The 26,385-nt window shown below is 36.1% G+C and carries 28 protein-coding genes; 12 read left to right on the top strand and 16 right to left on the bottom strand.

The window, feature by feature from the left end; translation table 11 throughout:
- The first annotated feature begins 72 nt into the window (after positions 1-72).
- Together SSOP1_RS12240 and SSOP1_RS12245 are read left to right on the top strand one after the other, a co-directional pair.
- The gene (locus SSOP1_RS12240) at positions 73-1,350 is read left to right on the top strand and encodes a glutamine synthetase family protein (RefSeq protein ID WP_009993127.1); all 1,278 of its coding nucleotides are present in this window, start codon (positions 73-75) and stop codon (positions 1,348-1,350) included.
- Complete coding sequence (locus tag SSOP1_RS12245) at positions 1,351-2,337, top strand: alcohol dehydrogenase catalytic domain-containing protein (RefSeq protein WP_009993129.1); 987 nt, start codon at positions 1,351-1,353, stop codon at positions 2,335-2,337. It abuts the gene before it with no gap.
- Here the strand turns inward: SSOP1_RS12245 and SSOP1_RS12250 are convergent.
- Both SSOP1_RS12250 and rtcA read right to left on the bottom strand, forming a co-directional pair.
- Positions 2,334-2,573, bottom strand: coding sequence for a 50S ribosomal protein L13e (locus tag SSOP1_RS12250; RefSeq protein ID WP_009993130.1), 240 nt, complete (start codon positions 2,571-2,573; stop codon positions 2,334-2,336). The two genes, SSOP1_RS12245 and SSOP1_RS12250, sit on opposite strands and share 4 nt — an antisense overlap.
- Before the next feature lie 34 nt (positions 2,574-2,607).
- Positions 2,608-3,621, bottom strand: a complete 1,014-nt coding sequence (gene rtcA / locus SSOP1_RS12255) for an RNA 3'-terminal phosphate cyclase (RefSeq protein ID WP_009993131.1) — start codon at positions 3,619-3,621, stop codon at positions 2,608-2,610.
- 13 nt (positions 3,622-3,634) lie between these two features.
- Here rtcA and SSOP1_RS12260 point away from each other — a divergent pair, with 13 nt between their 5' ends.
- On the top strand, positions 3,635-4,078 hold the full coding sequence (locus tag SSOP1_RS12260) for a hypothetical protein (protein ID WP_009993134.1): 444 nt from the start codon (positions 3,635-3,637) through the stop codon (positions 4,076-4,078).
- Here SSOP1_RS12260 and SSOP1_RS12265 read toward each other — a convergent pair.
- Together SSOP1_RS12265 and SSOP1_RS12270 are read right to left on the bottom strand one after the other, a co-directional pair.
- Positions 4,055-5,113 carry a DNA polymerase IV gene (locus tag SSOP1_RS12265; RefSeq protein WP_009993137.1) on the bottom strand — a complete coding sequence of 353 codons (1,059 nt, stop codon included), beginning with the start codon at positions 5,111-5,113 and terminating at the stop codon, positions 4,055-4,057. The genes SSOP1_RS12260 and SSOP1_RS12265 overlap by 24 nt on opposite strands.
- Entirely contained in the window at positions 5,110-5,961 is an 852-nt protein-coding gene (locus SSOP1_RS12270; protein WP_009993139.1) for a carbohydrate kinase family protein, read from the bottom strand. Before SSOP1_RS12270 ends, SSOP1_RS12265 begins: the two co-directional genes overlap by 4 nt.
- Before the next feature lie 228 nt (positions 5,962-6,189).
- Between SSOP1_RS12270 and SSOP1_RS12275 the strand changes: the two genes are divergently transcribed.
- Together SSOP1_RS12275 and SSOP1_RS12280 are read left to right on the top strand one after the other, a co-directional pair.
- On the top strand, positions 6,190-7,548 hold the full coding sequence (locus SSOP1_RS12275) for a RuvB-like helicase (protein WP_009993141.1): 1,359 nt from the start codon (positions 6,190-6,192) through the stop codon (positions 7,546-7,548).
- 81 nt (positions 7,549-7,629) lie between these two features.
- Positions 7,630-8,196, top strand: a complete 567-nt coding sequence (locus SSOP1_RS12280; RefSeq protein ID WP_009993142.1) for a GMP synthase subunit A — start codon at positions 7,630-7,632, stop codon at positions 8,194-8,196.
- Between the two features lie 2 nt (positions 8,197-8,198).
- Here the strand turns inward: SSOP1_RS12280 and SSOP1_RS12285 are convergent, their stop codons facing one another.
- On the bottom strand, positions 8,199-9,020 hold the full coding sequence (locus tag SSOP1_RS12285; RefSeq protein WP_269454403.1) for a KaiC domain-containing protein: 822 nt from the start codon (positions 9,018-9,020) through the stop codon (positions 8,199-8,201).
- A gap of 45 nt (positions 9,021-9,065) precedes the next feature.
- On the opposite strand from SSOP1_RS12285, the gene SSOP1_RS12290 reads away from it, so the two are divergent.
- Genes SSOP1_RS12290 through SSOP1_RS12305 form a run of 4 tightly spaced genes read left to right on the top strand, consistent with a single transcriptional unit; the run spans position 9,066 to position 11,737 of the window.
- Entirely contained in the window at positions 9,066-9,551 is a 486-nt protein-coding gene (locus tag SSOP1_RS12290; RefSeq protein WP_009993145.1) for a phosphatase domain-containing protein, read from the top strand.
- Positions 9,521-10,117, top strand: a complete 597-nt coding sequence (locus SSOP1_RS12295) for an endonuclease V (RefSeq protein ID WP_009993146.1) — start codon at positions 9,521-9,523, stop codon at positions 10,115-10,117. Before SSOP1_RS12290 ends, SSOP1_RS12295 begins: the two co-directional genes overlap by 31 nt.
- A 4-nt stretch (positions 10,118-10,121) precedes the next feature.
- On the top strand, positions 10,122-10,739 hold the full coding sequence (locus SSOP1_RS12300; protein WP_173645068.1) for a cysteine hydrolase family protein: 618 nt from the start codon (positions 10,122-10,124) through the stop codon (positions 10,737-10,739).
- Between the two features lie 8 nt (positions 10,740-10,747).
- Complete coding sequence (locus SSOP1_RS12305; protein ID WP_009993149.1) at positions 10,748-11,737, top strand: DHH family phosphoesterase; 990 nt, start codon at positions 10,748-10,750, stop codon at positions 11,735-11,737.
- Here the strand turns inward: SSOP1_RS12305 and SSOP1_RS12310 are convergent.
- Entirely contained in the window at positions 11,734-12,420 is a 687-nt protein-coding gene (locus SSOP1_RS12310) for a metallophosphoesterase family protein (protein WP_009993150.1), read from the bottom strand. The two genes, SSOP1_RS12305 and SSOP1_RS12310, sit on opposite strands and share 4 nt — an antisense overlap.
- Positions 12,421-12,451: 31 nt before the next feature.
- On the opposite strand from SSOP1_RS12310, the gene SSOP1_RS12315 reads away from it, so the two are divergent.
- Positions 12,452-13,591, top strand: coding sequence for a DUF763 domain-containing protein (locus SSOP1_RS12315; RefSeq protein WP_009993151.1), 1,140 nt, complete (start codon positions 12,452-12,454; stop codon positions 13,589-13,591).
- Positions 13,592-13,697: 106 nt separating this feature from the next.
- Positions 13,698-14,360, top strand: coding sequence for a DUF47 domain-containing protein (locus tag SSOP1_RS12320; protein ID WP_009993153.1), 663 nt, complete (start codon positions 13,698-13,700; stop codon positions 14,358-14,360).
- Here SSOP1_RS12320 and SSOP1_RS12325 read toward each other — a convergent pair.
- Positions 14,349-15,335, bottom strand: coding sequence for an inorganic phosphate transporter (locus tag SSOP1_RS12325; RefSeq protein ID WP_009993154.1), 987 nt, complete (start codon positions 15,333-15,335; stop codon positions 14,349-14,351). The genes SSOP1_RS12320 and SSOP1_RS12325 overlap by 12 nt on opposite strands.
- Positions 15,295-15,564, bottom strand: coding sequence for a ribbon-helix-helix domain-containing protein (locus SSOP1_RS12330; protein ID WP_014511405.1), 270 nt, complete (start codon positions 15,562-15,564; stop codon positions 15,295-15,297). The genes SSOP1_RS12325 and SSOP1_RS12330 overlap by 41 nt, the downstream gene beginning before the upstream one ends.
- Before the next feature lie 128 nt (positions 15,565-15,692).
- On the opposite strand from SSOP1_RS12330, the gene hel308 reads away from it, so the two are divergent.
- A complete protein-coding gene (gene hel308, locus SSOP1_RS12335) occupies positions 15,693-17,840 on the top strand; it encodes an ATP-dependent DNA helicase Hel308 (RefSeq protein WP_009988512.1) in 2,148 nt (715 codons plus the stop codon).
- 137 nt (positions 17,841-17,977) lie between these two features.
- On the opposite strand, the gene SSOP1_RS12340 is transcribed toward hel308, so the two are convergent.
- The 8 genes from SSOP1_RS12340 to SSOP1_RS12370 form a co-directional block, all read right to left on the bottom strand.
- On the bottom strand, positions 17,978-19,549 hold the full coding sequence (locus SSOP1_RS12340) for an acyl-CoA carboxylase subunit beta (RefSeq protein WP_009988510.1): 1,572 nt from the start codon (positions 19,547-19,549) through the stop codon (positions 17,978-17,980).
- Between the two features lie 24 nt (positions 19,550-19,573).
- Positions 19,574-20,083: an acyl-CoA carboxylase biotin carboxyl carrier protein subunit gene (locus SSOP1_RS12345; RefSeq protein ID WP_009988509.1), complete on the bottom strand. Its 510-nt coding sequence runs from the start codon at positions 20,081-20,083 to the stop codon at positions 19,574-19,576.
- The gene (locus SSOP1_RS12350; RefSeq protein WP_009988507.1) at positions 20,083-21,603 is read right to left on the bottom strand and encodes an acetyl-CoA carboxylase biotin carboxylase subunit; all 1,521 of its coding nucleotides are present in this window, start codon (positions 21,601-21,603) and stop codon (positions 20,083-20,085) included. Before SSOP1_RS12350 ends, SSOP1_RS12345 begins: the two co-directional genes overlap by 1 nt.
- Before the next feature lie 260 nt (positions 21,604-21,863).
- Positions 21,864-23,474: an ABC transporter permease subunit gene (locus SSOP1_RS12355; RefSeq protein ID WP_009988506.1), complete on the bottom strand. Its 1,611-nt coding sequence runs from the start codon at positions 23,472-23,474 to the stop codon at positions 21,864-21,866.
- Positions 23,467-24,165, bottom strand: coding sequence for an ABC transporter ATP-binding protein (locus tag SSOP1_RS12360; RefSeq protein ID WP_009988503.1), 699 nt, complete (start codon positions 24,163-24,165; stop codon positions 23,467-23,469). The genes SSOP1_RS12355 and SSOP1_RS12360 overlap by 8 nt, the downstream gene beginning before the upstream one ends.
- A gap of 141 nt (positions 24,166-24,306) precedes the next feature.
- Positions 24,307-24,546, bottom strand: coding sequence for a hypothetical protein (locus tag SSOP1_RS18065; protein ID WP_080514940.1), 240 nt, complete (start codon positions 24,544-24,546; stop codon positions 24,307-24,309).
- A gap of 34 nt (positions 24,547-24,580) precedes the next feature.
- Positions 24,581-25,078: a 3-isopropylmalate dehydratase small subunit gene (locus SSOP1_RS12365; protein WP_009988501.1), complete on the bottom strand. Its 498-nt coding sequence runs from the start codon at positions 25,076-25,078 to the stop codon at positions 24,581-24,583.
- Complete coding sequence (locus tag SSOP1_RS12370; RefSeq protein WP_014511409.1) at positions 25,079-26,326, bottom strand: 3-isopropylmalate dehydratase large subunit; 1,248 nt, start codon at positions 26,324-26,326, stop codon at positions 25,079-25,081.
- Positions 26,327-26,385 lie beyond the last annotated feature (59 nt).

The following is a 26,385-nucleotide window of genomic DNA, read 5'->3' on the forward strand; positions in this document are numbered from 1 at the left end:
AATCCTATGATGCCCAGAACTATTTGTGTTAACATTTATTAAATTATTCTACAAATAGTTGATGAGATAAAAGTGTCTAAAGAGAATATATTTGATGCTTTAAAATCTGGAAAAATAGATTATGTGAGAGTAGAATTTGTAGATATATTAGGGAATACTAAGGGTAGGTCTCTTAGAAGGGCAGAATTCGAAAATGTAATAAATGACAATAAGGGAGTTGATTATCCAGAATCCTTAGCATTAATGGATTACAAAGATAGACCGATAAAATCAAGGTATGAGGATATTATTGCTATACCCGATCTGAACACCTTTGTTGCAATACCGTATTTAGAAAGAACTGCTAGGGTACTCTCATTTTTGGCTCAACCTGATGGTTTACCGTATCCATATTGTAGTAGATCTATACTAAATAAGGCAATAGAGAAGTTAAAAGAAGCTGGTTATACGCTACAAGTTTCATTTGAACCGACATTTTATCTCTTGAATTCTGCTCTTAATCCAGCAGACTATTCTAAAGCTTTCTCGTTAGAAGGATTATTGGAACAGCAGAACTTCCTTAAATTGCTTATAAAATATTTAGAAGAAATCGATATAAAAGTTGAAACTATTAATAAACACTATGGTCCGGGTCAATACGAGGTTAAGCTTTCGCAAAAACCCGTTTTAGAGGCTGCAGATTCCCTAATTTCCAGTAGGGAAGTGATTAGGGATACTGCCAAAATGAATAATGTGATTGCTACTTTTATGCCTAAACCATTTAAAGATTACCCAAGTAGCAGTATGGATATCACATTAAGTCTGCAAACAGTAGACGGAAAGGACATCATGTACGATCCTAATGACTCTAAGGGAATTGGGCTTAGTAAGATTGCATATAATTTCATTTCTGGAATATTAGAGCACCTTCCTTCAATATTATCTATCGCTGCACCAACTGTTAATTCATATAAGAGATTTAAGGAAGTAGTAACTCCAAACATGCCGGGAATAGGCTCTGAAAGGCACTACATAGTGAGATTACCAAGTTATTATAAGGATACTCATCAAGTAGAGTTCAGATTAGCAGATCCACTGGCGAATCCGTACATTCTGTTAGCCAGTATGATATATGCAGGTTTAGATGGTATAGAAAGAAATCTTATGGCTAATGTAAATGAGTATTATGGCACATTGCCACAAACCCTTAAGGAATCTTTAAGTAGATTGGAAAATGATACATATATGAAGTATAATTTAGGTCAAGATTTGATTTCCATCTACATTAATATTAAAAATATAGAGATAGAAGAATACGAATCACAAATAACTGAATGGGAAAGAGACTACTATCTAAAGGCAGGATGGTAAATGCTAGGTGCTATTCTGAAAAATTTCGGTGAGGAGCTAAGTCTTGAAGACGTAAGAGAACCTTCTAACGGAATTGTTCTAAAAGTTCTAGCCACTGGACTTTGTCATGGAGACTTACATGTCATAAATGGCGATTGGAGATACGAAATTAAGGTGGAATTGCCGAAGATATTAGGGCATGAGATAGTTGGTGAAGTCGTCAAAGGTAATGGTACATTTAAAGAGGGAGATAAGGTATTAGTTTATAATAGTATTGGTTGCGGAAAATGTAAGTATTGTGCATCAAAAAAGTATCAATACTGCGAAAAAGTGAAAATTATTGGGCTTAATATTAACGGTGGTTTCGCGGAATATGTAAGTGTTCCTTCTGATAATATCCTCTTAAGAGTAGATGGTGAGCCCGTTAAACTGGCACCTCTAGCAGACGCTGGAATCACAGCTTATAGTTCAGCCAAGGGTATAACCAATGAAGATAGTGTATTGATTATAGGAACTGGGGCTGTCGCATTATTAGCACTACAAATTTTGAAACTAAAAGGAGCTAGAGTTACTGTTATTGGGCATAATAAAAATAAGCTTGAAAAAGCTAAAGAACTAGGAGCTGATGAGGTGATTAATATAAAGTATGATAGTACGATAGCGAGTGAGGTTAAAGAATCCAAGTTTGATTACATTATAGATTATGTGGGCAGCGATTATACACTGTCTGATTCCATGTGGTTGCTAAATAGGGAAGGGGAGTTAAGAATTATTGGGGAATTTGGTGGTACTATAACTGTACCGGAACAATTACTAGTGTTAAAGGGGTTAAAAGTAAGGGGTATATTATACGGTAGCTTTGATGATTTGATAAGTGTTTACAAACTATATAATGAGGGAAAAATTAGACCTATAGTAAATACGTATAAATTAAGGGATATTAACAAGGCGATTAGGGATTTAAGAGATGGTAGAGTGATAGGTCGTGCAGTAATAGTACCTCCTTAAGGTTTTTGGTTTGAAAGCTGTTCTGAAAACTTCTTAAGCGTTTCCACATTTTCTTCATGAACTGACTTCCTTCTTATATCCACGAATATTCCTAGCTTCCTTGCCTTATTTATATTTAATCCAGCTTTTTCTAGTTCTCCTACACTAAATCCCCTTCCTATTCTCTTGTATTTTCTCTTGTGCGGGTATTCGAAATGATAATTAGGTCTTTTTATTACAGCTTTAGGGAACTCCATAGGAGTCCCCCCATAATCAAGTAACGTAGTTCCTTTAAAAGATTTTAGCTTTAAATCTAAATGGTCTCTTACCGCTAATCTCAATTTTAACATCTAAAAACTTTCTTATTATTTCCATATTCGTATATGCGTGGGACGTTAGTTCAGCACCGATGTACTCCCCACCAAAGAGCGATGTGAATATCATGAGCATATCGCTCATATGCACATCCACAGCAGCTTTGGTATTGAGATTGTCGATAAGTTTCCTTGCAGCCTCTTCTCCAACTATCTCAGCTCTTTTACCTCTTTCACCCAGCGAATCAGCGCCTATAATACTCTTCTCCCCTATGGCTGCCAATGCAATACCGCTACCTTTACTTACTTCACCTTGTCTTACGTCAGTTTCTATTTCTATCTGCACCCCAAGTTTAGAAAGGATCGCTTTTGCTGAGTCCTTTTGTCTTTCGGCAATATGTGAAGGTAAGGATGAGACATGTGAAATTCCCTTGATCATTATCAATTTACCTAGCTCTAGTAAACTAAAGTCGGATGGGTTTCCATTTACATTTTCAATTATCACCTCTCCTCCACCTTCTGGATAGTGACCTCTTTTTATCAAATTTACCTTCGACTCAATCCCTATTTTCCTTAAGATTTCCAGATACACTAGTCTAATGTAATCTATGGTGGGGGATTTTGGAACGTCAGTACCACCTTTTATTTTAATTCTCATATTCTTGTTAATTATGGCTGGTATCATAGTTTGCATTATTAGAGTTACACTGCCCGCTGTTCCAATGTCTATGTCTATAATAGAATTTCCCTTGATTTCATGGGGGATAAATGTTAGTTCTTTAGATCCTACTTCATCTCCTTTAGTTTCCGCATTCGATATCATTTTCATCGCCCTTACTGCCCACAGATGTTGCCTCTGTAATCCAGGATTAGGTCTATTAGCCCTTATATTAAATATTCTAAAGGGTTTACCGGTTATGACAGAGAGCGTTAGAGACGTTCTCAGAATTTGTCCTCCACCTTCGCCAAATGAACCATCTATTTCAATCATTAGGTGAATTATCTTGAAGATCAAATTAAAGTCTCTTGTAAGAGTTATTGGAGAAGAGGAGCTAGCGGTAATTCCTCTAGCAGAGAACGAGTATTATGTGGAGTGCCTAAATTTTTATGAAGACGTAGAAGGAGGAAGACAAGCTAGGTTGGTTGTGGTAGTGGATAAGTATGGAATAATAAGACAAGATCAAGTAAATTTTATAAAAGGTAAAAAGACATTTGTGGATGCTATAGGTGTAGAGGATGATTTCAGAAAAATAAATAGTGTATTGAAGCTAGATAGAGTAGCTAGAATGTTTAAGGTTCCATTATATTTTGATATCGAAATAGTTGAAAAACCCGACGTTTCTAAAAGGGGAATAAGGGGACTTTACAACTATTTATCAGTTCATAAGGAAATAGATATAGGAAAGTTGAGGGGTTTAGTAAATTTAAGTATCGAAGAACTTGTCTAATCCTATTGCTTCAATAAATTTACTGAACCTTACTCCGATTCTTCTTATCTTTCTCTCATCCTCTTCCAATATCTTCTGTAATAATTTTACTGATTCACTATATGCAGTTTCCTTACTTATTCCATGAGGGAACGTTCTTCCTCTACTTACGATATCTAAATCCTCCGTTACTGCGACTACGTGAATAGCTTTAGGAATCCTCTTATCTAACTTATAATATGATTCTTCTATTGCTCTAAATAAATACGGTTTTATTTCCTCCAGATTCCTGCTATTTCTCTTCATCGTTACAATTCTCCCAATACTCTTTCGTACTCTAGTTCTTATAGGCTCGTTATACTCGTCTCTAGCTAGAGAGATCAAATATTTAGCCTTAGCTTCGCCTATCATTCCCTTTAGTTTATCAAATTCAATGCTTAACGTATCAACTAGCTTGTTAATACCTAACTTCTTTAGTTTCTCCGCAGTTATATTACCTATTCCGGGTACATCCGCTATATCTAGCTCTCTTATTAATCTTTTAACTTCTTCATCATCAATAACTTTTATTCCATTTGGCTTTGCCATATCAGCAGCAATTTTCGCAAATACCTTATTCTTGGAAATCCCTACAGTAACTGTAATTTTCTCTTTTTCAAGTATTTTGTTCTTAATCTCCAAACCTAGATTATATGCCTCTCTATAATCTCTGACTTTGTCTGAGATATCAAGATAAGCCTCATCTATACTTGCAATCTCGATCTTCTCGGAGTATTCTCTTAGTAAGTTCATTATTCTACTGGAAACTTGCTGATATACTTCCTTTCTCATGGGTAAGTAAACTGCATTAGGTAATATTTTCTTAGCCTCAACGATTGGTATTCCAGCTTTTACTCCAAATTTTCTAGCTTCATAGTTTGCAGTAGCCACAGCACCGCTATCCTCAAATCTCCCTGAAAATACACAAACAACAACTGGTTTTCCTTTCAAAGACGGATTTAAAACTTCTTCAACTTGAGCGTAAAAGTAGTCAAAATCAACGAAAAGAACAATCATTTACATATAACATTTGGTTTCTTCTTCCTTAAATACTCTCTTACCTCTTCTAATGTTGGTGAAGAAATTCCTCCTATTCTTGAGACCTTAAGACCTGATGCAACACTAGCAACTTGTAGACTTTTCACAATATCCTTATCTTCAGAGTATGTCACATTAAATGCAGCATCAAAGGTATCTCCAGCTCCGGTAGTATCAACTATCTTCTCTACTTGTATTGGTTCAACCGAACATTCTTCAGTCTCGGTAATTATCTTTGCCCCTTTCTTGCCCATTTTAATCACTATAAATCTGGCTCTTATGTTCTTATCTTCGATCATTTCATATTCTTTTTCATTAACATATAGGATATCTACGTCAACTGACTCTATATTTTTAGCCTGCGGACCAGGATCGTAACTTACTAGTTTTGCATAAGGGTCTCTCACAACGACGTTTGGCGATACTGAGGCGAAGTGAATAACGTCAAACAGTCCAAAACGCCTTTTAACATCCTCTCTTGTTAGTAATATTGATGCACCAAGTCTTCTTACCATAGATAGCGTTCCATCATTTCTTAAGAAGATTAATGTGGCGCTAGGTTTCTCATTTAGTTCTTCTACGTACTCTAATCCTACTCCTAATTCTACTACCTTCTCCATTAAACTTCTAACTACTTCACTTTTCCCAACCTTTGCTAATAGTTTGGCCGAGTGACCTAATTTGGTCACTGCTACTGCGTAGTTTGTTGCAGCTCCTCCAGGCATGATTTCAAGAACATCGGTCATATGGCTAGAGTCTATGGGTGGAATAGAATCCAATTTTACTATGATATCAATGTTAAATCTTCCCACTGCCAGATGTATCAATTAAAATCACCCATGTCAGACAGCCGCCACTCAATCACTTTATCAGTCCCAAAGGTCTTCATCACATGTTATCTTTACATAATGTTATATTAATAAAGCTTACATTATTCTGGTGATTTAACGTGCAATCAAAACTCTTGTTCTCTCACAGACAAGTTGTGTCATAATATAAAACCTCACAGATTTAGAGTTAATCTCAAAAACTTTATTATATATTATTACTGTGAGATGTCGGAGATACGTGAGTTAAAGAAACCTATACGTGAAAAAGCGAGTATTCATAGCCATATTAAAGGTTTAGGCTTGGATAGTAATGGGAAAGCGAAATTTATTGCAGATGGGCTGGTTGGCCAAGCTGAGGCCAGAGAGGCAGCAGGGGTTGTTGTACAACTAATAAAACAAGGAAAGATGTCCGGAAAAGGGATACTATTTGTTGGCCCTCCGGGAACCGGAAAAACCGCATTAGCTGTAGCAATTGCCAGGGAATTAGGTGAGGATACTCCATTTACTGCAATTAATGCTTCTGAAATATACTCTACAGAACTTAAGAAAACTGAAATATTAACTCAATTAATAAGGAAATCAATCGGTGTGAGAATTAGAGAAAAAAGGCTAGTGTACGAAGGTGTCGTGAAAGATAGGAAGATTAAGGTTGCCAGAAGTAGACTAAATCCCTATTCTCAGGCTCCAGTTGAGGCTCAAATAACTTTGACTACTAAAGATGATGAAAGGACATTATCAGTAGGTGAGGAAATAGCTCAACAACTAGTATCCTTAGGCGTTAAGAAGGGCGATGTTATCATGATTGATGCTCAAACTGGACAGGTCATAGTTGAAGGAAAGGCTAAAGGTTTTGAGGGTGCCAAAACCTATGATATAGAGACCACGAAAGTGCTAGAGATGCCTACTGGACCTGTGCGAAAAGAAAAGGAAATAACCACTACGCTAACCTTAAACGATTTAGATTTGAATTTAGCAGCTAGAAATCTAGCTGTTACGGCTATTTTCTCGTTCTTTACTGAAAGAGAAATAAACGAGGACGTCAGAAAAGAAGTTGATAGACTAGTTAAGGATTGGATTAATCAAGGTAGGGCGGAATTGGTAGTTGGAGTCCTATTTATTGACGACGCTCATACGCTCGATTTAGAAGCGTTCTCATTCCTAACTAGGGCTCTAGAGTCTGAACTAGCTCCAATACTAATCTTAGCAACCAATAGGGGCATAACTAAAATTAGAGGTACTGATATAGAATCGCCTCATGGGATTCCTCTTGACCTATTAGACAGATTATTGATAATACCGACTAGACCTTATAATGCTGATGAAATTAAAGAGATAATTAAGATTAGAGCCGATGAATTAGAAATTGAATTAGATCCTCAAGCTTTAGAGGAATTAACTAAAATAGGTGTAGAAAATAGTCTGAGATACTCTGTTCAACTACTAGAACCATCTCTTGTAATTGCCCAAAGAAATAATAGGAGCGTTATAAAGGTTGAAGATGTATTAGAGGCTTCAAAACTATTCTCGGATGTTAAGAGGAGTGTAAAGTTTGTAAAGGAGTATGAGAATCTATTATTGAAATGATGTCTGGTGACGGCTCTGAGACGTGATGTCACCAAAAGTCTGATCAATATTTTTTAAATATCCCAAAACTTAGATTTTAGTGTGAAAGTAGGTTTAGTGTATTATGGTGGACAATACAATCACCTAATTCTTAAAAATGTAAAGTATTTAGGAGCAGAGATTGAGGTAGTTCCACCACATAAGCCAGTAGAGGAGCTAAGGAAATTTGACTGTGTTATATTTAGTGGGGGTCCATATTCTGTATCAGAGGAAATTCACAAAATGGGAAATTCTCCTCTTTATATAAGGGAACTGAAAGTTCCAATGTTAGGTATATGTTTAGGTCATCAGCTAATTGCCTATGTATTGGGTGGAATCGTAAGAAGGGCCCTAAATCCAGAATACGGGCTTACCAGAATAAATATATTTGATGAGGATACTATTCTAAAAGGTTTCTCACAGCAATTAAACGTTTGGGAAAGTCACAATGATGAGGTAGTGGAACCGCCTAGCGGATTTAGAGTACTAGCGAGTAGTGCAAATGCTAGAGTTCAAGCAATGGTGAACTCAAGCAATTCAATATTTGGTGTTCAATTTCACCCTGAAGTTAAACATACGGAAAGGGGAATAGAAGTCTTCAAGAACTTCTTAGGAGTATGTAGAAAATAGATTCACTTTAACTCTTCTTCAGCCTTCTTACCACTCTCAACTATCTGTCTCTTTACCTTTTCTGGTAGAGTGTAATCTTCTCTTCTTTCCTCTAATCTTCCCTTCAGAACTATTCCCTTACCATTAACGATATCTATTTCCCACACGTGCTTATCATGGTCAGTTTGTCTCATCTTTTCAATTAATATATACCTATGAAGTTCTCCATTCTTTACCATTCTTCTAAATCTGATAATTCCATCTGCAACATGCTCAACCCCAAATCCAAATGCTTGGGATGTGGTTATTGCGTACTGTGAAGTTGCATATATTGTGAAATTCCATTTGTTTAGGACCCTCTTAAGATAATAACTTATTTTCCTCGCCATTGCAGGTTTGTCCAAAAATAACGCACTTACGGAATCAATTACTAATCTAGACTTACCATAACCTAACTTCTGCTTAGCCTCAATTACCTTATTTATTAGCTCCTCTGGAGTTAAGTTCACTAAGGCCCACTGATCCTCTTTTTCCCTCATTAACGCATCTATTATTATCAATTTCTTCTCTATATACTCCTCAAAATCCCAATTAAACTGTTTGGCTTGCCTTATTATTGAATCTCTACTTTCCTCAGTTGTAACGTATATACAAGGGTCTCCCTCCTTTAATCCCTTAGCAATGAAGTGAAGTGAAAATATAGTCTTTCCGGTCCCTGGTTCTCCAGTTAACGCTATGAAAAATCCTTGAGGGATTCCGCCTTGTACTAACTTATCAAATTCTGGTATTCCAGTAGATAGTCGGCTTACCATAATTTTAAATATCGATTTTGAGAATTTTAAAATGATCTGTGACGCTCAGCGGATCTTCTGATATGGAAGTGATGAGTTGTGTATTGGGTTAGAAAGAGAATTATAGGGGGTTCTGGACTACCTTATATCGAGAACGAAATTTTAGAATGGAGGAAAGAAGGAGTAAAAAGAGTACTGGTCTTACCAGAGGATTGGGAAATTGAAGAGGGTTGGGGTGATAAGGAATATTATCTAACCGTTCTCAAGAAAAATGAACTCCAACCTTTGCACGTCCCGATTCCAGATGGTGGAGTTCCCTCAGATTCTCAATTTCTTACCATAATGAGATGGCTATTAAGTGTAAAAGAAGGTAATTTAGTTCATTGCGTTGGTGGGATAGGAAGAACTGGTACAATTTTAGCTAGTTATCTAATTTTAACCGAAGGCTTAGATGCAGAGTCCGCTATTAATGAAGTTAGACTGGTGAGACCTGGTGCTGTGCAAACGTATGAGCAAGAGATGTTCTTATTACGTGTAGAGGGGAGGAGAAAATATTGGTTGAAAAGCATTTTCTCGAATTCTTAGAGAAATTCCAATACCTTATATCTAAAAACGTTAAAATAACTCATTATGGCGTTGAAAATGTTAAGAAGATTTGTGCAGTAGATGTCGCATATAAGGGTAATCTAGGATTCTCAGTCGGTGTAAGTATGGATATTAGAAGTGAGGAGTATAATTATAAATCTTATGTTGGCGAAGTGAACTTTCCATATATTCCAGGTTTCCTTTTCATGAGAGAAGCTCCGTTAATGATAAAAGCAATAGAAGGATTAGAATGTCAACTTCTTTTGGTTGATGGTCACGGAATAGCTCATCCTAGGAAAAGTGGAATTGCTGCAGTTATAGGTGTTCTTCTAGATTTCCCAACAATTGGGGTAGCAAAATCTAGACTTACTGGGGAGCTAGTTAATGAGAACGAAATTACTTATGTTTATCTTAATGGGGAGAAAGTTGGGGTTAAATTTGGGAGATATTTTTATAGTCCGGGCAATGGGGTGGATTTGCAAGATTGCATAGAATTAGGTAAGAGAGGATATCCTAAAGTTCTGAAAATAGCCGACATGCTAACTAAGAAGATAAAAAAGGAATAAAAGTGTGTATATGGTAAATTTAATTATGAAAATTGAAGTACCAACTATCCCAGAACATAAAGAGATAGTATTAGATCCCACCAATACCGCATTGATAATTGTAGATATGCAAAATGATTTCGTAAGAAAAAACGGTAAACTGTCAGTCCCTACTGCGGAGGCTACTATACCATATATAAAGAGATTAATTGAAAAGGCTAGAAGTTCTAATGCTTTGGTAATATACACACAAGATTGGCATATGAAAGATGACCCAGAATTCAAAATATGGGGGGAACACGCATTAGCGGGAACCTGGGGTGCAGAAATAATTAACGAACTAGCTCCAGAAAAGGAAGATTTCATAATAAAGAAGTATAGATATGATGCATTCTTCGAATCTTCATTAGATTATATTCTTAGAGTCAAAAATATTAAAAATACAGTAATTACGGGCACTGTAGCGAATATTTGTGTATTACATACTGCGGGTAGTGCTGCTTTAAGGTGGTATAATGTAATTATGCCAAAGGATTCAATATCAGCAATAACTGAGTTTGATTATTATGCTGCATTAAGGCAAGTAGACTTTTTATACAAGGGAATAATAACTACTGCAGACGGTATTAAATTTGAGAGGTAGGTAATAAATTGGAATACTATGCCATAGTACATAACGATTTTGATGGAACAGCGTCTGCAGCCGTTTATGCTAGGGCAGTTAAGGCGTTACCTAAAAACGTGTTTTTCACAGAGCCAAACAAATTACACTCACTTCTAGCCTCATTGGAGCTTAGAGGAGTATATAATATCATGATCGCAGACTTGGGAATAAACGCTAGTACGTTCAATGAAATTGTAAAGAATTTAAAAAAACTGATCGATCAAGGTGCCAACGTAGAGTGGTTCGATCATCACGTTTGGAAGGATGAATGGAAAGAGGAATTAAGAAAAATAGGCGTTTCAGTATATCATGATACCTCGACATGCGGTGCAGGGGTTATATATAAGTATAAAAACCCTAACGACGAGTTTTCCAGAAAGTTATCTTCAGCGGATTGTTCAGTTGATATATGGCTTCACGACGATCCTATGGGGGAGAAACTCAGAAGAATAGTTGAGAATAACAAGGACTACTCATGGAAAAATGAACTGATAAAAATGTTTTATAATGGAATATTGTGGAACAACACTTTTGATAAGACGCTAGAGGATGTTGTGTCTAAGGAGTTAGAGGGATATAAAAAAGTAATGAAGAGTTACAAGTTAATACAAATTAATGGTCATAAGGTTGTCGTGGCAGTAAGGTGGAAAGGGCCTCCTGATATAAGTTATGCTTCCCAGTTTTTGATGACTAGAACTAACGCTTCTGTCTTCGCATCAGCAAATGGAAAAAGTATTTCCTTTAGAAGTAAGGAAATTGATGTTAGGCAATTTGCTGTCAAGTTAGGTGGAGGAGGGCATCCCTTAGCCGCCGGGGCACAGCTAAAAGTTCCCATAATATATAGGTTTTTAAATAGGATTGGGATAAAAGGTCCTATGCTAAATTGGGTTACTAAAGTAGTTCAGAATACTATAGCAGAAGTCGGTTTTGTGGGGTATCAAGAGAGTAAGAAGAGTAGCACTCCTTCGCCATATTAAAGAGTATGTATGGTTATAATTTTCCTATTAGCTGGTAATGCGACATTATATACCCTAACGTTTTTCACTACTGATAGTGTCCTTTTTGCGTAATGCGCATGACCATGGATCGCTATATTAGGTAAACAATCTTTTCCCTTTGTTGATAACTCCTCTAATACTCTATATCCCAAATGTGGATATACACTCTTTCTTTCACCAAATACTGTTTGAAAGGTAGTAGCGTAATGAGTTAAAAGGATTTTAATATCTGCTTTAGAGTTGCAAGTCATCTCGGTAATTTTCTCTAACCTCTTCATGTAAAAGTCCTCAGTTATTCCGTTACTCACTTGCCACACTGTTGGCTTTTCTAGAACTCCCTCACTACCAATTATTATAATTTTTTTATTGTCAATCTCAGTTTCAACCTTACTATCTTCTAACCAGATTATATCGCCATAATTTTCTCTATAATATCTCCTATTTTCTATAAAATCTTCATTACCAAAAATTGAGACTATTTGCCTCACCCTATTTTTTAAGGCGTTATATACTGGAGTAAAATGCACATATTCACCTCTCTCAACTAGATCCCCGGCTAATAGTGCTAAATCAGCTTTAATGTTCCCAAGCTCTCGTACAGCTAAGAAAAATTCGGTTAAATACCTAGGTGAGTGTATGTCAGAGGTTGATATGATAAGCACATATATACTTTCTGTTCAAAACTTATAAAATGTGGAAGTAGAGGGAATTGCGGATTTACCACTTCACACTGGACACGTTCCTCCATGGTTAGTTCCCATTATGAAAAGATTGTCTAAGGCTATAGTGGAAATTATGGTTCTTGAATTAGGCCCTCAAAAAGTGGTAGAGAGGTTTTCAAATCCCTTGTGGTTTCAAGCTTTCAATAACATAATTGGAATGGATTGGGATTCTTCTGGCTCCACCACAGTAACGCTAGGTATTTTGAAGGATATTGTAAACCCTAAGGCTCATGGCTTTGCTGTGCTGGGAGGTAAGGGTAAAAACGCTCTAAAAGTTCCGGAAGAAGTTGACGCATTAGTCTTTGATATTGATAGGAATAAGATTAAAAATATAAGTAAAATAGTAGCAAAAGTCGATTCTACCTTGGTTCAAGATGGCCATCAACTCTACCACCACTCAATGCTTGTAACTGAAGACGGAAGGTGGAGTATAATCCAGCAAGGTATGAATTTAGAAACGAAGTTCGCTAGGAGATACCATTGGAAAGAAACTGAAAATTTTATAGTAGAACCTCATTCTGCTATATCCGGTATTAAGACTGATATTGCAGTTAACGTAATAGATAAAGAAAAGGATAAGACAAGGAAGTTAATATTAGATTTGTTAAGAGAGAATCCTAACAAGATAGTCTCTTTATATACTCAAGCAATGGCTATGCTTAAGGGTCAAACAACTTTAGATTTGTGGATAAAAGGTGGATCAATAGCATTTGTATCTAAAGGGGCAAGATTAATTTATATGAAACCTGTGGATGTTAATAGAATCAAGCAAGTACTTAGGGAAATATATGAGGTTAACCCACTTACATTTGAGGAAGCACTAGTTAGCGGTTTAGGTCCCTCCACAGCCAGAGCACTGTACTTAGTAGCAGATCTAATATATAATGAGCCACCATCCTATAAAGACCCTGTGAATTATCCTTACGATCCATTTAAGTATGCATTTGCTATTGGCGGTAAAGACGGAATACCGTATCCAGTTAATAGGAAAGTAGCTTGGGAGGTGATATTTACTTTAGAAGATTTTATAACTAGGGCTAAACTTGAGGAGAGTGATAAAAGACTAGCTTTAAGGAGGTTAATGGAACTTTCTAAAGGTATTAAGAAATAGCTATGGAAGGAATATGAAACGAGCATAAGAATGTCCTTAAAGTTAAATGGGCAACTGTATAAGTAGAAAAGTACTTAAATATAGTTGCTTACAATATTCTCTTAGAATGTTTAAATTAAAGCTAAATAATAAGGAGGAAGAGATATTCGAGAGAATTACCTTTACTGCTGAACTAATTGGTGAGGCAGTCAAGATTTTGCAAAATGAAGTTGATCATGTAAGAAAGGGGGAATATGACCAAGTTCCTGCAGATTTAATTAAAATTAAATCTATTCACGAAAGGGCTGGAATGCTACGTGAGGAGATACTTTCAACTCTTTATGGAGAAGCATTTTTACCTGATTTTAAGGAATCAATGGTAATGTTGGCTCAAGCTCTTTTTAACACTTTAAGCTCTGTAAAGGATGCTGCTAGGGCTCTGGGGTCTAGGAAAGTCGATGCTAAATGTATAACAATCCTCTCAGATATGCTAATTACGTATCTAGCATTAGTAAATGAGGCCTCGTTCAAGATTCATGAATTAACTAGACATCTAGGATCAGATGTTGAAGTTTCATTGAAACTAAGTAGGGAAATACAAGCAATGGAGAGAGAAGGAGATGATATCAAAGACACTCTTCTGCAGAGACTTTATGAGATAGAGAAGCAGATAGACATTATAAGTATATTACAAATGAAAGACGTAATCATATTCATAGACGATATATTAGACTCATTAGAAGATGCTACATTAAGTGTTGAGATATTTTACGCTACCTTAAAGTCCTAATATACTCTTTATTACTCCGAAGATTGCTAATGAGAGTACTATGGCAAAAATTGGGGATGTAGACCAACTTCTGAATATTTGCATCACTTGTTTTTTAACATCTGATGTAAAGCTTCTAAAACTAAGCCCTATTATACCACCCACTATAGTTTGGGTAATTGATAGTGGTATTCCTAGAATCGTGAAAATTTCATTTATAACATTACTTCCTATTAACGCTGAGGATGCACCCAAATATCCCAATTTAGTTATACGAAATCCTACCCTTATTGCTATTCGTTGACTAGTTAAAACTCCTAACGCTGCAGCTAATCCGTAAAGGGGTATTACAAAATATGCTGGGGCTGTTACTAACGAGGCAGATACTATTATGCCTATCGCATTGGCTCCCACGATAAATGAGGTGAAGGCTGATGAGAATAGTATAAGATTTCTGTATATAGCGATCTGTTTTATAATACGAATTTCACCACTTACAACCTTATTTAGCATTAAATAAAATAGAAGGGAAAATCCAATCGCAATTATTGGTGAGATGATCCACGAGCTTACTATCACCCATAATTTTACCCAATCTAACTTTACAAACCCATGTGATATTAAGGTTAGTATAGCAATTGAAGGATAGAACGTTTGACTTAAAGAGGAAGGAATACCGGATTTATTTAAATAATAAAAGGTTATTATCGATGATGATAGTGAAGTTAAAATAGCTATTATGACGTACAAACTATTTCCATAAACTACCCCATAAACACTATGTAACATGGTTAAACTGCCTAACACTACACCCACAAAGATAGAAATCATATTCAAAATGTAAGCATATCTTTTCTTTACGGCATTAGTAGCAAACAATATACCTAGTGATGTCGCGTTATTGTTGGCTCCTATCACGTAACATGATACTAGTCCGACAATAAACAATATGTATTCAATAACGGTCTGTGTCGAAATTATTATTGTTATTGCCATTTCTTTTCAGATACCCTAAATAATAGATTATGGCATCTCTTATAAAATCGCTTCTGTTGGCATACCCTAAGTTCCTTGCAATATTATCTACTTTTCTTATAAATTCGTCCTCCAATTTAAAAGATATCGTCACGGTCCCAGTAATTTCTAGCTCAAATGTCTGTTCGTCCACCTTTTTCAAAGTCGTCATGTGAATCATAAATAATATATGATATAAGTACATAAACATTTTGTTTTGTTTTACAATACCATACTTATATAACTGCAACTGCTACACTGAAAAATTTTCAACGTATTTGTTTACGGAAAGCAGAGTGATAGTGCTTAAAAACCTTTTACTATAAATTAAATGAGCTTATGAGTTTAGAATTAGAGTGGATGCCGATAGAGGACTTAAAATTACCTAGTAATGTTATTGAGATAATAAAAAAGAGAGGTATAAAAAAGCTTAACCCCCCTCAAACTGAAGCAGTAAAAAAAGGACTATTAGAGGGTAATAGACTATTACTAACTTCACCCACCGGCTCCGGGAAGACACTAATAGCCGAGATGGGAATAATTTCGTTTCTTCTAAAAAACGGAGGAAAGGCAATATATGTGACCCCACTTAGGGCGCTCACAAATGAAAAGTATTTAACATTTAAGGATTGGGAATTAATAGGTTTCAAAGTAGCTATGACCTCGGGTGACTATGATACAGACGATGCTTGGCTGAAGAATTATGATATTATAATTACCACTTACGAGAAGTTAGATTCCCTATGGCGTCATAGGCCAGAGTGGCTTAATGAGGTTAATTATTTCGTATTGGATGAACTGCATTATCTAAATGACCCCGAAAGGGGTCCAGTGGTTGAGAGCGTAACAATAAGGGCTAAAAGGAGGAATCTATTAGCGCTAAGTGCTACAATAAGTAACTATAAGCAAATAGCCAAATGGTTAGGAGCAGAGCCAGTTGCAACGAATTGGAGACCGGTTCCACTCATAGAGGGCGTCATATATCCTGAAAGGAAGAAGAAAGAATATAACGTAATTTTCAAAGACAATACTACCAAGAAAGTTCATGGAGATGATGCCATAATAGCATATACTCTGGATAGTCTAAGCAAAAATGGCCAAGTTTTAGTTTTTAGGAATTCTAGGAAAATGGCTGAGAGTACAGCTTTGAAGATAGCGAATTACATGAACTTTGTAAGTTTAGATGAGAATGCCTTATCTGAAATTTTAAAGCAATTAGATGATATTGAGGAAGGTGGGAGTGATGAAAAAGAGCTACTAAAATCTCTAATAAGTAAAGGAGTAGCGTATCATCATGCTGGATTATCAAAGGCATTAAGGGATTTAATAGAGGAAGGATTTAGGCAGAGAAAGATAAAGGTTATTGTAGCAACTCCAACCTTGGCTGCTGGTGTAAATTTGCCAGCTAGAACAGTAATAATAGGAGATATTTACAGGTTTAATAAGAAGATAGCTGGGTATTATGACGAGATTCCAATAATGGAATACAAGCAAATGAGCGGGAGAGCTGGTAGACCCGGCTTTGATCAGATCGGAGAATCAATAGTTGTAGTGAGAGATAAAGAAGATGTAGATAGAGTATTTAAGAAATATGTACTATCTGATGTTGAACCTATCGAATCTAAATTAGGTAGCGAAAGAGCATTTTATACATTCTTACTTGGCATCCTTTCTGCTGAAGGTAATTTAAGTGAAAAACAGTTGGAGAATTTCGCATACGAATCTTTGCTTGCAAAGCAATTGGTTGACGTTTATTTTGATAGAGCTATAAGGTGGTTATTAGAGCATTCCTTTATTAAAGAGGAAGGTAATACATTTGCCTTAACTAATTTCGGAAAGAGAGTAGCTGATCTATATATAAATCCGTTTACTGCAGATATTATAAGAAAAGGTCTAGAGGGACATAAGGCTTCATGTGAATTAGCTTATCTCCATTTATTGGCATTTACTCCAGATGGCCCATTAGTATCAGTAGGTAGGAATGAGGAAGAAGAACTAATTGAATTACTAGAAGACTTAGACTGCGAATTACTAATAGAGGAACCTTATGAAGAAGATGAATACTCACTTTACATAAACGCATTAAAAGTAGCGTTAATAATGAAGGATTGGATGGATGAAGTTGACGAAGATACAATCTTGAGTAAATATAACATAGGTTCTGGCGACTTGAGAAATATGGTCGAAACAATGGACTGGTTAACTTATAGTGCGTATCATCTGTCTAGAGAGTTGAAGTTAAATGAGCACGCTGATAAACTAAGGATTTTAAACCTAAGAGTGAGAGATGGTATAAAGGAAGAGCTATTGGAATTAGTTCAAATAAGTGGTGTGGGTAGGAAGAGGGCTAGACTATTATATAATAATGGAATTAAAGAATTGGGCGATGTCGTAATGAATCCAGATAAGGTAAAGAACTTGTTAGGTCAAAAATTGGGTGAAAAAGTTGTCCAAGAAGCTGCAAGATTACTTAATAGATTTCATTAATCTGCAAAATGGGGAGACATTTATTGTGAGAGACGAATGTGAAAAATTAAAAAAGCTTAAATTAATTCTTTTAGCCTTAGGCCAAGAGGTACAACTTAAAGATTGTGAAGAGTTAATATGTACAAAAAGGGTTTGAGCTATAGAGGTATATTTCCATGTTTCTTAGGATATCTGAATTCTCTTTTATTTCTTAGTATTTCTAATCCTCTAGATATTACTTTTCTAGTGTCTTTAGGCTCAATAACATCGTCTATAAGACCCTTCTCGGCTGCCCAGTAAGGATTCGCGAATAATTTCTTGTACTCGGCTATTTTTTGTTTTAAGAATTCTTCCGGATTTTGCGCATTTTGTATTTCCCTCCTATATAATATTCTAACTGCACCTTCTGGGCCAGTTACGGCTATTTCTGCAGATGGCCAAGCATAAACTAGGTCAGCACCTAAGCTTTTAATACTCATTGCGATGTGAGCACCACCATAAGACCTTCTTACAATAACTGTTATCTTTGGTACTGTAGCCTCAGCAAACGCGTATAACATTTTAGCACCATGTCTTATTATCCCTTTATATTCTTGATCTGTTCCGGGTACATAACCAGGCGTATCTACAAGACTTATTAACGGTATGTTGAACGCATCACAGAATCTGATAAATCTGGCAGCTTTATCCGCTGCATCAATATCTATTGCTCCTCCATAGTATGCTGAATTATTAGCAATAATGCCCACAACGTTTCCATTTATCCTTCCAAACCCTACAGTAATATTTTGTGCCCATAATTTGTGAACTTCCAAGAATTCGCTATTGTCAACTATATTATATATTAGGTCTCTTATGTCGAATGGTTTTACTGAGTCAGTAGGCACTATTGACTCTGCACCTTGTACTTCTCTATCAGCGGGATCACCAGTATCAATATATGGGGGCTCTTCCATATTATTTGAAGGCAAATAGGAGAGTAACCTCTTAGCTATATTTATCGCATCTTGTTCGTTTTCAGCTACAAAATGAACTACTCCAGACTTGGTTGCGTGAACTATTGCACCACCTAGATCTTGGTAACTAACTTCTTCCCCTATTGACACTTTAGTAATCTCTGGGCCGGTTACAAACATGTAATACGCGTCTCCTTTTATCATTATTAAGAAGTCGGTTAGAGCAGGCGAGTAGACAGCCCCTCCAGCTGCCGGTCCTGCCATAATGGTAATTTGGGGAATTACTCCAGACGCCATTACGTTCATCTTAAACACTGCACCATATCCTTCTAGAGATAATGCGCCTTCTTGTATTCTGGCACCTCCGGAATCGTTTATTCCTATTACCGGAGCGCCAACCTTTAGGGCTAGCTCATAAGCTCTAACTATCTTGTTTGCATGTGTTTCTCCTAGACTTCCTCCGAGAACCGTAAAGTCTTGAGCGTAAGCGAAAACTTGTCTGCCATCTACTTTTCCCCATCCAGCTATCACTCCATCTCCGTAAAACTTATTCCTATCTAACCCGAATTCTGTTGCTCTAGTAGTGGCAAATGTTAATATTTCATTGAATGTTCCTTCGTCGAATAATAGATTTAACCTCTCCCTCGCTGTTAGTTTCCCTTTGCTATGCTGAAAGTTTACTCTCTCCTCTCCTCCGCCTTTATATGCTTTTTCCTTCAATATTTTCAGATCTTCTATTAATTTATCCATTGGAGGTTTTTCATATAGAGACATTTATCTCACCTCATAACTGTAAGGTTATTTTATAACGACTAAAATATCTCCCTTTTTTACACCTTGCCCTTCTTTGACAAGAATTTTTTGCACGATCCCACCTATTGGCGATGAGAGAACTGTTTCTGCCTTCATTGCCTCGATTGATAACAAAGGTTGACCCTTATTTACTGCATCTCCTTCTTTTACTCTTATTTTAACTACCCTTCCAAATAATGGCGATACTATTTCTCCTTCTTTTCCCCTTATAATCTCTTCAACCCTTTCTTCTCCTTTTACCGGGATTTCAGTTACCTTATCTAACCTTAAGAAATCTTGATTGTTGAATATTAAAGTGCCATCTTGTTCCATGTAGACATAGTATTTTTTACCATTAACTTCGAATAAATATTCGTTTTCCCTATTGCCGGGCCCTAGATATTTTACCTCGTAAATATTATCTCCTATTTTTATTTTATCGACATTATTACCGATTTGATCATAAGATACTAGAAACGTATCTCCTAATTCACTATAAATTCTAAATAACCTCATCACCATAACACCTTGGGAGAGGATTGGGATATAATACCATAAGTTTTCCAATTACTTTTACTAGTTAACACCTTTTGTTCAGTTTTCTTTCTCTTGATTAATCCCCTATTGAAAATGGAAATAGCCATTGCGATTTGCATCTCTTGTTCTTCTTTTAATTTGGTCGTAAAGTACTCCATTTTCTCGGATATGTAGGCAGTAGTAAAGTTACCTTCCCAAAAGTCAGGATCTTGCAAGATCAACTTATACAATGGAATCGTAGTTTTAACTCCTCCTATTTTATAATCGTTTAAAGCCCTCAATCCGACTTGAATTGCATAGTCTCTATTTTGTCCATAAACAATCAGCTTAGAAACAAGGGGATCATAATAAGGAGGAACCCATGAGCCAGATTCTATACCACTATCTACTCTCACACCAGGGCCAGTTGGTTCTCTATAATAGGTTATGTATCCAGATTGGGGTGTGAAATTGTTTAAAGGATCCTCAGCGTTAATTCTAAACTGTATTGCATGTCCCCTTATTTTCAAATCCTCTTGAGAGAAAGGTAAATATTCTCCAGATGCCAATCTTATCTGTAATTTAACTAAGTCTATTCCAGTTATGAATTCAGTGACTGTATGCTCTACTTGAACTCTTTTATTTAATTCTAAGAAATAAAATTCACGGGTAACTGGCGAGAACACAAACTCCATGGTACCTAAAGTAAAGTAGTTAATTTCTTTCCCAAATCTAATCGATGCCTCAATAATCTCTTTTCTTTCCTCTTCTTTAATGGATGGGGAAGGGGCTTCTTCAATTAACTTTTGATTTCTTCTTTGAATCGTGCACTCTCTTTCAAAAGCTACCACATAATTTCCATACTTATCTCCTATCAATTGCGTTTCAATATGTTTTGGTTTTATAGCAGCTTTTTCTATGTAGATTTCGGCCCTGCCGAAGGCTGAGTAAGCTAGTCTTTTGCTTCTTTCAAAGGCCTCAGCTAGTTCGCTAGGATTATCAACCTTTATAATACCTACCCCCGCTCCGCCTCCTGCAGCCTTTAGCATTATGGGATATCCTATCTCCTCAGCGATCTTTAACGCTTCATTCACGTTGTCGACTGGTGTCAAAGGTCCAGGCGATATGGGAACGCCAGCCTTTTTGGCTATCATCTTTCCCTCTAACTTATCCTTTATTTTATTCATTACACTAGCAGAAGGCCCTATGAACGTTATTCCAGCTTTTTCAACTGCTTCTACAAAAGACGCATTTTCAGAAAGGAATCCGTAACCTGGATGTATAGCATCTACGTGAGCTTTTTCTGCTGCATCAATTATTCTCTCGATATTCAAATAGCTTTCTAAAGCTGGTGGAGGTCCTATCCAATAGGCTTCATCTGCATATTTCACGTGTAGGGCATATTTATCAGCATCGGAGTATACACCAACTGCCTTCATTCCCATTTCCTTTACAGCTTTCATGACTCTTATAGCAATTTCCCCTCTATTGGCTACGAGCACTTTATTAAAGGGTGGCATGTTATATTAATATGGTTAGACTGGTTTAAAAGTTTTTAACATTAGGAATTTGAACTTAGTGGATTTTTTAAAAATTTTTCATTATAAAACCCTTTATACGTGTAAGAGTTAGATTTTTTAAATTAATTTTCATATGGTATGTAATTTATGCTATCTGTAAAGGAGATTTGTTCAGCAAAATTTTTAATGTAATCTCTTTTATAATTAGTGAGGATGACGAATCCGGGAACTGATCAGTGAGGACATGCGCGAACGCTGATTTAAGCTAAGTAAATTCCTTCCTCCGCTACATATTTCTCTCTTGCTAAATCCATCATCTTTCTTGTGAAGAATATTGAGTAAATTATTACGACTATTCCAAAGATTAATGAATCCCAAGCGGCGAGAGGTACATTTCCATTTGCAGTAGCAACTGCAATGTTTTTCATTATACCATGACTGACTTGCAATGTATAACCATTAACGATATTTGTCCAATACTCCCCTATTGCCAATCCTCCCCACGCGCTATTAATCGTGCTGGAAAGTCCAGCAATTATATATGGGAATGTTGAAGGTACGATTACATATCTTAGCTTCTGCCAGAAGGAGAAATTATAATTTTTCATAATCTCCCAGTATTGGTTAGGCATATTCTTTATTCCAAGCCAATAGCTATAGAAAACGTAATAGAAAGTTGATATGAAACCTAAAAGTATTACGTAAAACTCGTTTGTCCAACTTCCAAATACACTATGAATAAAACTTATAGTAGCCATAAGAAGCAATGGAAAGTAAGCTGGAGCTGGAAAAGATGCATAGGCTTGTATTATAGGTATCAACATTCCTTCTACCCTCTCATGAGTTGCGATGAAATATCCTAGAAATATTGAGAATACTAGACTAACAATTGCAATAAAAAGTACTCTTACGTAATCTATTAGAAGATTAAAAAGAACATTAGGAGTATTTGAGATTAAGTAAAGCAAAACTGATTTAGGCACAGAGGAGATTGTAGAGAAGGCACCATAGACCAATAATCCCAATAAAAATACAGAGATTCCAATACCCAAATATCTCCAAGGCAAATTCCTCCTAGTCTCTTCTTCACTGATTGTAGTTCTACTTCCAATCCTAGTTACATATTTAGATAATTTAACAAAAGGGGCTATTGTGTTTGACATTCTGGTAGTATATCTTATTCGCATTCTACCTCTTTTCGCCACTTTTATTTCAGTATCTAATCCGTATTTAGACACTGTATAGTTGGCAAATCTTCTCAATAAATATGTAAATATAGTTATAAGAATTGCAAGAACTCCTAATCCCTCTAAGGCTAGATTGTACTCTTGAGACGCAGTAAACGCTGCAATTATTGTGCCTATACCAAATACATGGTAACTAGAACTGCCTATGGAGAAAACCTCACTAACAGTAATATAGAAGAATGCGTCAGCGAAACTTGGTATAAGATTTGCAGCTATCCTAGGCCACGAATAAGGGATATATAACTTAGCCATTTTACCTAAAAAGCCTAATCTATAGTTTTCGCTTACTTCTAAAAGATCACTTGGAACAGTCTTAAAAGCTTGATATATTCCTATCCATATATTCCATACTACAGCAGTGAAGACTAGAAAATCTACAGCCAATTCTATACCAAGATATCCACCAATCCTATATACAAAGAATATTAAAACAACTGGAAAGAACGAAATTACTGGAACTGACTCGAAAACTTCTAAAACTGAAATGTAAATGTTCTCAAACGCCTTATTTTTTATCGCTATATATCCTAGAAACCACCCAGTAATTATTGATAAACCTATTGTAAGAAAAACTCTACCTAATGATGCTAGGGAAGCCAAAAGAATTATCACTATCTCATTCATTACTATTCCCTCCCTTCTTTACTGGAGTTAAGAGCGCATAGAGTATATCTAAATACTCTTGAAAGCTTTCATCCTTTGGATTCCTTGGCCTTTCCAGTTTTATTTCTACTTCTCCAATAACTGTAGCTGGTCTTCCGTTTAGAACGTAAACTCTATCAGCCAATTCAACTACTTCACTCAAATTATGGGATACTAAGACTACACTATGAAGTGTAGTAGACTCGTTGAATAGCATTGAATGTACTTCTTGCCTTAAACCTTCTGCAGTTAACTCATCCAAGTGTGAAAACGGTTCGTCCATTAAAAGCACTAATGGATTAGCAGCTAAAGCCCTAGCTATAGCTATTCTTTGTCTCATTCCTCCGCTCATTTGCTTTGGATAGAAATCCTCGAAACCCTGAAGCCCAACTACTTCTAGCATATGTTTAGCTAGTCTGTCTTCTTCTTCTTTGGGTAATTTTCTATATTTCAATCCTAGCTTAACATTCTCCAATGCTGTAAGCCAGGGAAACGTTGCTATTGATTGATGTATTAGTGCAATTTTTGGCGTTGGATTAATTATCTTTTTTCCTAATAGCCTAATTTCCCCCTTAAGTGGTTTCACAAACCCTCCCAATACTCTTAGAAGTGTTGATTTACCAATCCCAGACGGACCTACTATAGCTATAAGCTCCTTATCTTTAGTATACATGTTAATGTTTTCGAATACTAAATATCCATTTGGATAAGCATATGCTATATCAATGGCCTCTAGGATTCTTCCAACAGATTCACCGTTTTCTCTCTTCTTGTAAATTCTTAAAAGCTTTTCGATAGTTTTCCCTATTATAACCTAAGTTGGGGATTTATCCCTACGGCGAAAAATATTGAATATCCTCCTTATTTTTATAAAGGAGTTTAGTATTAATAACTCTGTTAAAAAGATCAAACAAAGATATATGATATTAAAAGGAATTGTAGTTAAAAGATGATATACTGTATATCCGTAAACGACTCTAACACTCTCCATTCCAATCTTATAATCAACGAATGTAAGCATTAGAGAGACCAAACCGATAATAATCCACTTCACATTAATAGTATTAAAAAACTAAAAAATAAACTTTTTAGTTTCGATTAACCGTCTGTATCTTCTTTAGATATTCCATTATTCCTCCAGCTTGTAGAATTTCTAGTGCCATTCCAGTTATGCCCTTCCCCTTAAGTACCTTATTACCAACTAGGATCTCGCCAGTCTCTACGTTAATTCTAACGTACTCATTTTCATTAATCTCCCTCGTTGAATTAGGTAACGTTATAACTGGTAATCCATTATTTATTGCATTTCTATAGAATATTCTAGCAAAAGACTCTGCAATTACTGCCTTAACTCCAGCAGCCTTTAGCGCTATGGCAGCTTGCTCTCTTGATGATCCCATTCCAAATACCTTACCAGCAACTATCACAACACCTTTTGATGCCTTCTTGTAAAACTCTGGATCTAAAGGTTCCATGGCATGTTGTGCTAAATATTGTGGATCAGTGTACTTTAGGTACCTAGCTGGAATTATTATATCAGTATCTATCTTATCGCCAAACTTAATTACTGGACCCTCTATTATCACTTAGACCACCCTAGGATCTGCAATTTTACCTTCCAATGCACTAATAGCTGCAACGGCTGGACCAGATAGGTAAATTTTCGCCTCGTTGCTTCCCATTCTTCCTTTGAAGTTCCTAGAGCTTGTGGATACAATATTTTCACCTGGGCCAGCTATACCGAAGTGACCACCCAAACAAGGTCCACAAGTTCCATACGTTACAATACATCCCGCATCAACTAATGTCTGTATATAACCTCTTTCTAAAGCCTCTTTAAACATTCTATAAGATGCAGGAATTGCGATACATCTACTCTTAACTTTCTTCCCCTTCATTATTTTGGCAGCTATCTCGAAATCACTTAGCCTGCCATTAGTACAAGAACCTATGTAAACTTGATCTACTGGAGTACCCTCTAATTCATTTACGACCTTAACGTTATCTACACTATGAGGAGCTGCAACTAGAGGTTCCATTTTGTCTAGTTGAATAGTGTACTCATCAACATATTTAGCTCCGTTATCTGGTGTAACTAATTCTGGTTCGTATCCTCTCATCTCTTTTATGTATCTCTTAGTTTCTTGATCTGGTACGAACATTAGGGCATCTGCATTCATTTCAATTCCCATATTTGATACTGTTGCCCTATAATCCATTGGAAAACTTAACGGATCCTTGACAAATATCTCTAACGTCATTCCATTAAAGTAATCTGCCTTGAAGTCTCCCAGTAACTTTAATGCGACATCCTTACCAGTTATCCATTTAGCGGGTTTACCTTCTAAAACTACTTTAAATGGTTGTGGTACTACTAACCAAGTTTTACCAGTTATTACAGCAGCTGCAATATCACTAGCTCCCATACCCTGAGCGAATGCTCCAACAGCACCGGAAGTAGTTGTATGACTATCCGCTGCTAAAATAACTTGTCCAGGATTCGCGTACTGCTCTATCATAACCTCATGTAAAATTCCGTAATTTATGTCATAAAAATTAGGAATACCTTCCGATTTCACGAATTTCCTTATATAGCCTTGAATTTCGGCACTCCTTACATCTGGAGGTGGAGCTAGATGGTCGAACGCTATTACTAACTTGCTTTTATCGAAAACTTTAATCATGTTAGCCTTTTCCATTACCTCAATTACATGATAACCAGTTAGGTCGTGAAATGCTACTAGGTCAACTTTAGCTTCTATAACGTCTCCCGGCGAAACGTCCTTTCCAGAAGCTCTACTTAAAATTTTCTCGGTTAACGTTTTTGCTGACATCAATAAGAAGTTAAAATTATTAATAAATAAGCATTTCTTACGAAGGAATTATATTTACA

This window comes from Saccharolobus solfataricus (genome assembly GCF_900079115.1).
Lineage (GTDB): Archaea > Thermoproteota > Thermoprotei_A > Sulfolobales > Sulfolobaceae > Saccharolobus > Saccharolobus solfataricus.